At 59.3% G+C, this 8,480-nt stretch carries 7 protein-coding genes; 3 read left to right on the top strand and 4 right to left on the bottom strand.

Features of this window, described 5'->3' with window-relative positions; genetic code table 11:
* The first annotated feature begins 63 nt into the window (after positions 1 to 63).
* Together ACRESJ_RS07535 and zapE are read left to right on the top strand one after the other, a co-directional pair.
* Positions 64 to 1,419, top strand: a complete 1,356-nt coding sequence (locus ACRESJ_RS07535; protein ID WP_431757343.1) for a tryptophan--tRNA ligase — start codon at positions 64 to 66, stop codon at positions 1,417 to 1,419.
* Positions 1,420 to 1,509: 90 nt separating this feature from the next.
* Complete coding sequence (gene zapE / locus ACRESJ_RS07530; RefSeq protein ID WP_431757342.1) at positions 1,510 to 2,604, top strand: cell division protein ZapE; 1,095 nt, start codon at positions 1,510 to 1,512, stop codon at positions 2,602 to 2,604.
* Between the two features lie 90 nt (positions 2,605 to 2,694).
* Here zapE and ACRESJ_RS07525 read toward each other — a convergent pair whose 3' ends face one another.
* The 4 genes from ACRESJ_RS07525 to ACRESJ_RS07510 all read right to left on the bottom strand — a co-directional run bounded on the left by ACRESJ_RS07525 (position 2,695) and on the right by ACRESJ_RS07510 (position 7,040).
* Positions 2,695 to 3,684, bottom strand: coding sequence for an asparaginase (locus tag ACRESJ_RS07525; protein ID WP_431757341.1), 990 nt, complete (start codon positions 3,682 to 3,684; stop codon positions 2,695 to 2,697).
* Between the two features lie 78 nt (positions 3,685 to 3,762).
* Positions 3,763 to 4,956, bottom strand: a complete 1,194-nt coding sequence (locus tag ACRESJ_RS07520) for a hypothetical protein (RefSeq protein WP_431757340.1) — start codon at positions 4,954 to 4,956, stop codon at positions 3,763 to 3,765.
* A 14-nt stretch (positions 4,957 to 4,970) separates the two neighbouring features.
* Entirely contained in the window at positions 4,971 to 5,858 is an 888-nt protein-coding gene (locus ACRESJ_RS07515; protein ID WP_431757339.1) for a nitrilase family protein, read from the bottom strand.
* Between the two features lie 261 nt (positions 5,859 to 6,119).
* Positions 6,120 to 7,040: a GlxA family transcriptional regulator gene (locus ACRESJ_RS07510; protein ID WP_431757344.1), complete on the bottom strand. Its 921-nt coding sequence runs from the start codon at positions 7,038 to 7,040 to the stop codon at positions 6,120 to 6,122.
* Between the two features lie 221 nt (positions 7,041 to 7,261).
* On the opposite strand from ACRESJ_RS07510, the gene ACRESJ_RS07505 reads away from it, so the two are divergent.
* The gene (locus tag ACRESJ_RS07505; RefSeq protein ID WP_431757338.1) at positions 7,262 to 8,398 is read left to right on the top strand and encodes an acyl-CoA dehydrogenase family protein; all 1,137 of its coding nucleotides are present in this window, start codon (positions 7,262 to 7,264) and stop codon (positions 8,396 to 8,398) included.
* Positions 8,399 to 8,480 lie beyond the last annotated feature (82 nt).

Below are 8,480 nucleotides of genomic sequence, written 5' to 3'. Positions count from 1 at the left end.
GATCTCAAGGATCTGATCCTGCCGCGTCTCTCGAATTGATTGCAGTCTGACAAGCGATTACCCATGACGACTCGTACCCGTATCCTCACCGGCATCACCACCACCGGCACGCCGCACTTGGGCAACTACGCTGGCGCCATCCGCCCGGCGATCGTCGCCAGCCGTGACAGCAATGCCGATTCGTTCTATTTCCTGGCCGACTATCACGCCCTGATCAAATGCGATGACCCGCTGCGCATCCAGCGCTCGCGTCTGGAAATCGCCGCGACCTGGCTGGCCGGGGGCCTGGATGTGGATCGCGTGACGTTCTACCGTCAGTCCGACATCCCGGAAATCCCCGAGCTGACCTGGCTGCTGACCTGCGTCGCCGCCAAGGGCCTGCTCAATCGCGCCCACGCCTACAAAGCCTCGGTGGACAAGAACGTCGAGACCGGTGAAGACCCGGATGCCGGTATCACCATGGGGCTGTACAGCTACCCGGTGCTGATGGCCGCGGACATCCTGATGTTCAATGCCCACAAGGTGCCGGTCGGTCGTGACCAGATCCAGCACGTGGAAATGGCTCGCGATATCGGCCAGCGCTTCAACCATCTGTTCGGCCAGGGCAAGGAGTTCTTCACCATGCCTGAAGCGCTGATCGAGGAAAGCGTGGCTACGTTGCCAGGCCTCGACGGTCGCAAGATGTCGAAAAGCTACGACAACACCATTCCGCTGTTCAGCAGCGCCAAAGAAATGAAGGACGCGATTTCGCGGATCGTCACCGATTCCCGTGCCCCGGGCGAAGCGAAAGACCCGGACAATTCGCACCTGTTCACCCTGTTCCAGGCCTTCGCAACTGCGGCGCAAGCCGACGAGTTCCGCAGCGAGCTGCTGCAGGGTCTAGGTTGGGGCGAAGCGAAGAATCGCCTGTTCCAGTTGTTGGACAGCGAGCTGGGCGAGTCCCGCGAGCGTTACAACCAACTGATCGAACGCCCGGCGGATCTGGAAGACATCCTGCAACACGGTGCAAAAAAGGCCCGTGCGGTGGCAACGCCTTTCCTCAACGAACTGCGTGAAGCGGTGGGCTTGCGCTCCTTCGTCGCTCAGACACAAGTGGCGGCGACCACCAAGAAGAAGGCGGCGAAAGCCGCGCGTTTTGTCAGCTTCCGCGAAGACGACGGCAGTTTCCGCTTCCGTCTGCTGGCGGCTGATGGCGAGCAACTGCTGCTGTCGCGCAACTTCGCCGACGGTAAAACCGCCGGTCAAGTGACCAAGCAACTGCAATCGGGTCAGCCTCTGGACGTGCGCAGCGAAGACCTGAGCTTCAGCGTCTGGCTGGAAGGTGAGTGCGTTGCCGATAGCCCGGCTTTCGCCGACAGCGCCGCGCGCGATGGTGCGATCGATGCCCTGCGCATTGCTCTGACGCCAATTCAGGAATAAACAACGGCTCGGCCCGACCAAGGGCTGATTGCCATTCCCACGGGCCATCGCTAAAGTGACGGCCCGTTTTTGTTGCCTTGCTAACGAATTATGACGCCCCTAGAACGATATCAAGCTGATCTGAAACGCCCGGAGTTCTTCCATGACGCTGCCCAGGAAACGGCTGTGCGTCATTTGCAGCGCCTGTACGACGACCTTGTCGCGGCCGAGCAGAACAAACCGGGCCTGCTGGGCAAACTGTTTGGCAAGAAGGATCAGGCGCCGGTCAAGGGCCTGTACTTCTGGGGCGGCGTAGGTCGCGGCAAGACTTATCTGGTCGATACCTTTTTTGAGGCGCTGCCGTTCAAGGAAAAGACCCGTATGCACTTCCACCGCTTCATGAAGCGCGTGCACGAAGAAATGAAAACCCTGGGTGGCGAGAAGAACCCGCTGACCATCATCGCCAAGCGTTTCGCCGCCGAGACCCGGGTGATCTGTTTCGATGAGTTCTTCGTTTCCGACATCACCGACGCCATGATCCTTGGCACCCTGATGGAAGAACTGTTCAAGAATGGCGTGACCCTGGTCGCGACCTCGAACATCGTGCCGGACGGTCTGTACAAGGATGGTCTGCAGCGTGCGCGTTTCCTGCCAGCCATCGCGCTGATCAAGCTGCACACCGACATCGTCAACGTCGACAGCGGCGTCGATTATCGTCTGCGTCACCTTGAACAGGCAGAACTGTTCCACTTCCCGCTCGACGAAGCCGCCCACGAAAGCCTGCGCAAGAGCTTCCGTGCGCTGACGCCGGAATGCACGGCAGCGGTCGAGAACGACGTGCTGATGATCGAAAACCGCGAAATCCGTGCCTTGCGTACCTGTGACGACGTGGCCTGGTTCGACTTCCGCGAACTGTGCGATGGCCCGCGCAGCCAGAACGACTACATCGAGCTGGGCAAGATCTTCCACGCCGTGCTGCTGAGCGATGTCGAGCAGATGAGCGTCAGTACCGACGACATCGCCCGACGCTTCATCAACATGGTCGACGAGTTCTACGACCGTAACGTGAAGCTGATCATTTCTGCCGAAGTGGAATTGAAAGACCTCTACACCGGCGGCCGCCTGACGTTCGAGTTCCAGCGTACCCTCAGCCGGTTGCTGGAAATGCAGTCCCACGAGTTCCTGGCGCGGGCGCATAAGCCGTAAACACATCGCCCCTGTAGGAGCGAGCTTGCTCGCGAAGGCGTGTCAGCCACATCGGCGCCGACTGACACACCTTCGCGAGCAAGCTCGCTTCTACAGGGTGGTGCCGTCAGTCAGGTACTGCCCCAGTTCATCCAGCTGCTGACACCCAATCAGCAACCACAGCAAAATCCTGGCCTTGCGCGGACACAGAAACCCCGCCATCGACACTCCCTTGTGAATCAAATCCATCTCACCGCCCATGAACCCGTAAGAAGCCCGCGCGGTTGAGCCGGACCCGGTACGGGTCGCAATGATCACAGGGATTTTCTCGGCGATGGATTCGATCTTCGCCGCCCATTTCTCTGAAACATGACCGGCACCAAAGCCGGCAATCACCAATCCGTCATAGCCAAGGTCGAGGATGTTTTCCAGAAGGAGAGTGTCGGCGGACAGTGAGGCTTCAAGCATCGCCACTTTTTGCGTGGTTTGTTGCGGTAAAGGCAGCACCGTGCGCGACTCTGGCGGACGCAGGTAGCAAACACGATCCTCCAGCAACAAGCCAGCCGGCCCCATGGTGGGGGAGGAGAACGCCTGCAAGGCCAGCGAATCGGTTTTTCGCACGCTGCGCGCGTGGTGAATCTGCCCGTTCATCACCACCTGAACTCCACGCTGGCGGCTGCTCTCTGCCAGCGCGACGCGACAGGCATCCAGCAGGTTCGCCGGCCCGTCTGCGCCAGGCTGAGCGGCTGAACGCATCGCTCCGGTCAATACCAGGGGAGCGTCGTGAGGCCACAGGTAATCGAAAAACAGCGCGGCCTCTTCGAGAGTGTCAGTACCTTGGGTAATCACGACGCCCACCGCACCTTGCTTGACCTGAAACTTCGCCCAGGACAAAACGCTGAGCAAAAACTCGAAATCCAGTGAAGCACTGGGCAGCAGGCCCAGGGTCTCAACCGATACCCTGGCCAGCGTCGTCAGCTGTGGAATGGAAGCCAGTAAGGTTTCGCCGCTGACCATCGGGACCACGCCTTCACCGGGATTGCTGGTTTGCATGCTCACTGTGCCGCCTAGCGCCGCAATGGCCAGTTTGGGCAACTCCATTTCATACCTCGCTTGTTTGTGATGAAAAGTGGCTGCATCCGTTTTCGAGCCCGGATACAGCCGAGTGAAAGATTTTTCTTATTCCGCGAAAAGGAAGCCGACCAGCGGCACGATCAGCAGAGTGCTGATGGCCATCGATAGAACATTGGCAATGTAGGCGTGCATGTAGGTCGGTAATCGCGTGGCAATCGCACAGGCCAGCGGAGGTGCCAACAGTGCCCCCAGCAGCGCGCTCGAAACCATGATTTGCCAACTGGCCCCATAGGCCAGAAGCGTTGCCGGCACCACTGAGACCAGTGGGATGTAAGTGGGATACCAGCCGCGCAACATCCATTGGCGGCGCCAGATCAGTACGCCGATCGCAGAGGTCAGCGCCTGGGCAGCGATGATGTGCAACAGGAGGCCGGAACCGTACGCCGGACTCAGGGGATTGAGCCAGTAAGCCAGCAACGCACCCAGCAGCAAGCCCAGGCTGGCCAGTTCATTGCCGAAAAACGGCGCCTCGGAGAAGTCCGCCAATATCCGGCGCAGCGTCCAGATGACGCCATAGTCGGTTGTCTTTGTGGCGGTAGGTGCTGTCTTGGTGGTTGGGGGCTCGGGCTTCCTTGAACTGACCAGATTCGGCCAGTAGCGGCAGATCAAAAACGCCATCACGCTGGCACTGGCCATGCCCAGCACATTGCCGATCACCGCAGGCAAGACTAGCGGGTTACACACATAGTTGACGATCAGCAGGGACATCGGTGTAACGAGGACCGCCCCCATGATTGCGCCATTGATCGTGACCTTCCAGCCACCGCCAAACATCAGCACCATCGCCGCCGGCAACGAAACAAACGCGACGAACGTGGGTTGCCAGTCCATGGCGCTCACCGTCCAGCCCCACAGCAGATTACCCAGAAGCAACCCCAGCAGAGAGCTGGTGACCAGCCACGGCCAGAGGCCCGTGCCATAGCAAATGGCAAAGCCTTGCCAGGATTTCCCTGTCCGATTTGCCCAGTAGCCGAGGTAGGCGCCGGCCAGCAAACCGATCGAGGCGAACTCGTGTTTGTAGAACGCCACTTCGCTGATATCGCCCAGTACCCAGCGCAGCCAGGCACCGGGTTCGGGGAGAGCCGAAACCATGTCACTGTAACTGGGCCAATGCGATGCCCAGGTAGAACGGTTGCTCAGCGACAGCCAGATAATCAGTATTGCCGCGCCGATCATCAGCACGACAACGGCCTTGTCAGCAGGGCTGATCCGTTGATTTTTTGCGGTCGAGATTTTCATCGCTCATGCCTCCTTCAGCGCGGGAGGCGAGGGTGGTGGGTATAGCCGAGCATCTGATCGTAAAGATCGGCTCGACGATCACGGTGCAGGTCGTTCAGATCGTTCCAGATCGGCGCGCTGCGAGAGCTGGTCAGGTCGATATCGGCAAACAGGATTTGCTGCTGGTCTGCCGATGCCACGGCGCCAATCGGCCAGCCATTGGTGCCGGCAATCAGTGAGCAGCCCAGGTAACGCGCGCCTCGTTCCTCGCCGATTCGGCTGGCGGCGGCGATAAACACATTGTTGACGTGAGCCGCCGTCATCGTCAGGTAAGACGCCATGCACTTGCCGGCATCGTCGAACAGCGGTGGTGGCGTCCACACCCAGTTGTTCAGGCTGCAAATGATGTCGGCACCTTGTTGGCTGAGGATTCGCGGCACTTCCGGGAACCAGATATCCCAGCAGATAAGCAGCCCTATGCGGCCGATGGGTGTGTCGAACACGGGGAAGCCAAGGTCACCGGGTGTGAACCAGAGCTTTTCCAGGTTCCATAAGTGGGCTTTGCGGTACTTGCCGATAAAGCCGTCCGGCCCCAGCAATACGCCGGTATTGAACAGCCGCATCCCGTCCAGTTCAGCCAAACCGGCTACGAGGTAAATCTTGTGCTTGCGGGCGAAGTCGCTCCAGAGTTGCACACTTGGCCCCCCGGGAATTGCTTCGGCATGGGCGAAGGCGTCCTGCCGGTTGGCAAAAAAGTAGCCAGTACTGCAAAGCTCGGGCAACACGATGAGATTCGCGCCGCCGCTTACCGCCTCTTGTGCCAATTGCAGGCTACGGCGCAGGTTGTCTTTTCGATTCTGGATGCCGACTTGCGGGTCGAATTGCACGACGGCTACACGGACAGGGCTTGTTGGCGCGCTCATTCCTGATGACCTCTTTTTATTGTTGTTCACGCTGTGTCAGTGGCGTGCCAATAAAAGGCGAAGTCGCAGGTGGGTGTCAGTCAGTCACTTCCGTTAAGGCTGTAGCCTGTTTCCGAAGATGCGAGCCAAATTGTTTGGGCGCCCAGAAACCTAATGTAGGAGCGAGCTTGCTCGCGAAAAACCTATAGGCGCCGCGACCATTCAGGATGCTCGCGTCATCGTTAAGGTTTTTCGCGAGCAAGCCTCGCTCCTACAATGGGTTTACGCCGCTTGCTGAAACTGCTGCCGATACTGGTTCGGCGACAGCTCCGTGTGTTGGCGGAACAGGCGCGCGAAGAAGCTCGCGTCGTCGTAGCCGACTTCGTAGCTGATGGTCTTGATGCTTTTGCGGCTGGCGGACAGCAAGCCCTTGGCGGTTTCGATGCGCAGGCGTTGCAGGTAGTGCAGCGGTTTGTCGCCGGTAGCAGTCTGGAAGCGACGCATGAAGTTGCGAATGCTCATGCCGTGTTCGCGGGCGACGTCTTCGAAGCGGAATTTGTCGGCGAAATGCTCTTCGAGCCAATGCTGGATCTGCAGGATGATCACATCCTGGTGCAGCTTCTGGCCGCCGAAACCGATGCGCCCTGGCGAATAGCTGCGCTGCACTTCATACAGAATGTCGCGGGCGACAGCCTGGGATACGTTGGCGCCGCAGAAGCGCTCGATCAGGTAAATGTACAGGTCGCAAGCCGAGGTGGTGCCGCCAGCGCAGAACAGGTTATCGGCGTCAGTCAGGTGTTTGTCTTGGTTGAGCTGAACCTGTGGGAAGCGCTCGGCAAAGGCATTGAAGAAGCGCCAGTAAGTGGTCGCCTCCTTGCCATTGAGCAATCCGGCCTCGGCGAGCCAGAACACGCCGGTGGCTTCGCCGCACAACACTGCGCCGCGCGCATGTTGCTGGCGCAGCCAGGGCAGGACCTGGGGATAGCGTTTGCACATCGAGTCGAAGTCGTCCCAGAAGGCGGGAAGGACAATGATGTCGGCGTTTTCCAGTCCGCCGTCCACCGGAATCTTCACATCGCTGAACGTGTTGACCGATTGGCCGTCGGGGCTGACCAGGCGGGTTTCGAACGCCGGTGTCAGGCCGTGGCCCAATTGTTTGCCGTATCGCAGGCTGGCGAGATGGAAGAAATCCTTGGCTTGCATGAGGGTGGAAGCGAAAACCCGGTCAATGGCCAGGATGCTGACGCGCCGCAGGGGCGTGGAGGCTTGGTTAGACATAATTCAACTTTATTCTTATAGGGGAAAGTGGTCACCAGACGGCTGGATCGTCTTATTTTTTGTCGGATGTGTCCAGTGTCCTGTATCGGGTACGGGGCTTAGTCTCTGAAGGTCTATACCCTCTAAAAACAAAGAAAAGGTGCCGCATGATCCCTAGAGCCTTGTTCAGTTCAGAGCACGAACTTTTTCGCGACAGCGTGCGAACTTTCCTGGAAAAAGAGGCGGTGCCGTTCCATGGGCAATGGGAAAAACAGGGCTATATCGATCGCCAGCTCTGGAACAAGGCTGGGGAGGCGGGGATGTTGTGCTCGCATCTGCCCGAGGAGTACGGCGGTTTGGGGGCGGACTTTCTATACAGCGCGGTGGTGATTGAGGAAGTGGGGCGCCTGGGGCTCACCGGGATCGGTTTCTCCCTGCATTCGGACATCGTTGCGCCTTACATCCTGCACTACGGCAGTGAGGCGCTGAAGCAAAAGTACCTGCCAAAACTGGTCTCCGGGGAGATGGTCACTGCCATCGCCATGACCGAGCCAGGCGCCGGTTCCGACCTGCAAGGGGTTAAAACTACAGCGGTGCTGGACGGTGACGAGTACGTGATCAACGGCTCGAAGACCTTTATCACCAACGGCTATCTTGCTGATCTGGTGATCGTTGTTGCCAAGACTGACCCGAAGGCCGGCGCGAAGGGCACCAGTCTGTTTCTGGTGGAAGCCAATACGCCGGGCTTCGACAAGGGCAAGCGCCTGGAGAAAGTCGGCATGAAAGCCCAGGACACGTCCGAACTGTTTTTCCAGGACGTTCGGGTGCCTAAGGAAAACCTGCTGGGGCAGGCGGGGATGGGCTTCGCTTACCTCATGCAGGAGCTGCCGCAGGAGCGCCTCACCGTGGCAATCGGTGGCCTGGCTTCGGCCGAAGCGGCGCTGCAATGGACGCTGGAGTACACCCGCGAACGCAAGGCTTTTGGCAAGTCGATTGCCGACTTCCAGAACACCCGTTTCAAGCTGGCGGAGATGGCGACCGAGATCCAGATCGGCCGGGTTTTCGTCGACCGCTGCCTGGAACTGCACCTGCAAGGCAAGCTCGACGTACCCACGGCGGCAATGGCCAAGTACTGGGGCACGGACCTGCAATGCAAGGTGCTCGACGAATGCGTGCAGTTGCATGGCGGATACGGCTTCATGTGGGAATACCCGATTGCGCGGGCGTGGGCGGATGCCCGGGTGCAGCGGATTTATGCCGGGACCAATGAAATCATGAAGGAGATTATTGCGCGGTCGCTTTGACCTGTTGTGACAGGGCCGACGCCATCGCGGGCAAGCCCGCTCCCACAGGGATTGCGCAGTACCTGTGGGAGCGAGGCTTGCC

Origin of the sequence: Pseudomonas sp., from assembly GCF_050739655.1 — a bacterium.
Taxonomy (GTDB): domain Bacteria; phylum Pseudomonadota; class Gammaproteobacteria; order Pseudomonadales; family Pseudomonadaceae; genus Aquipseudomonas.
The sequence above is the reverse complement of the archived record's forward strand: the minus strand, read 5'-3'. Positions and strand labels throughout refer to the sequence as shown.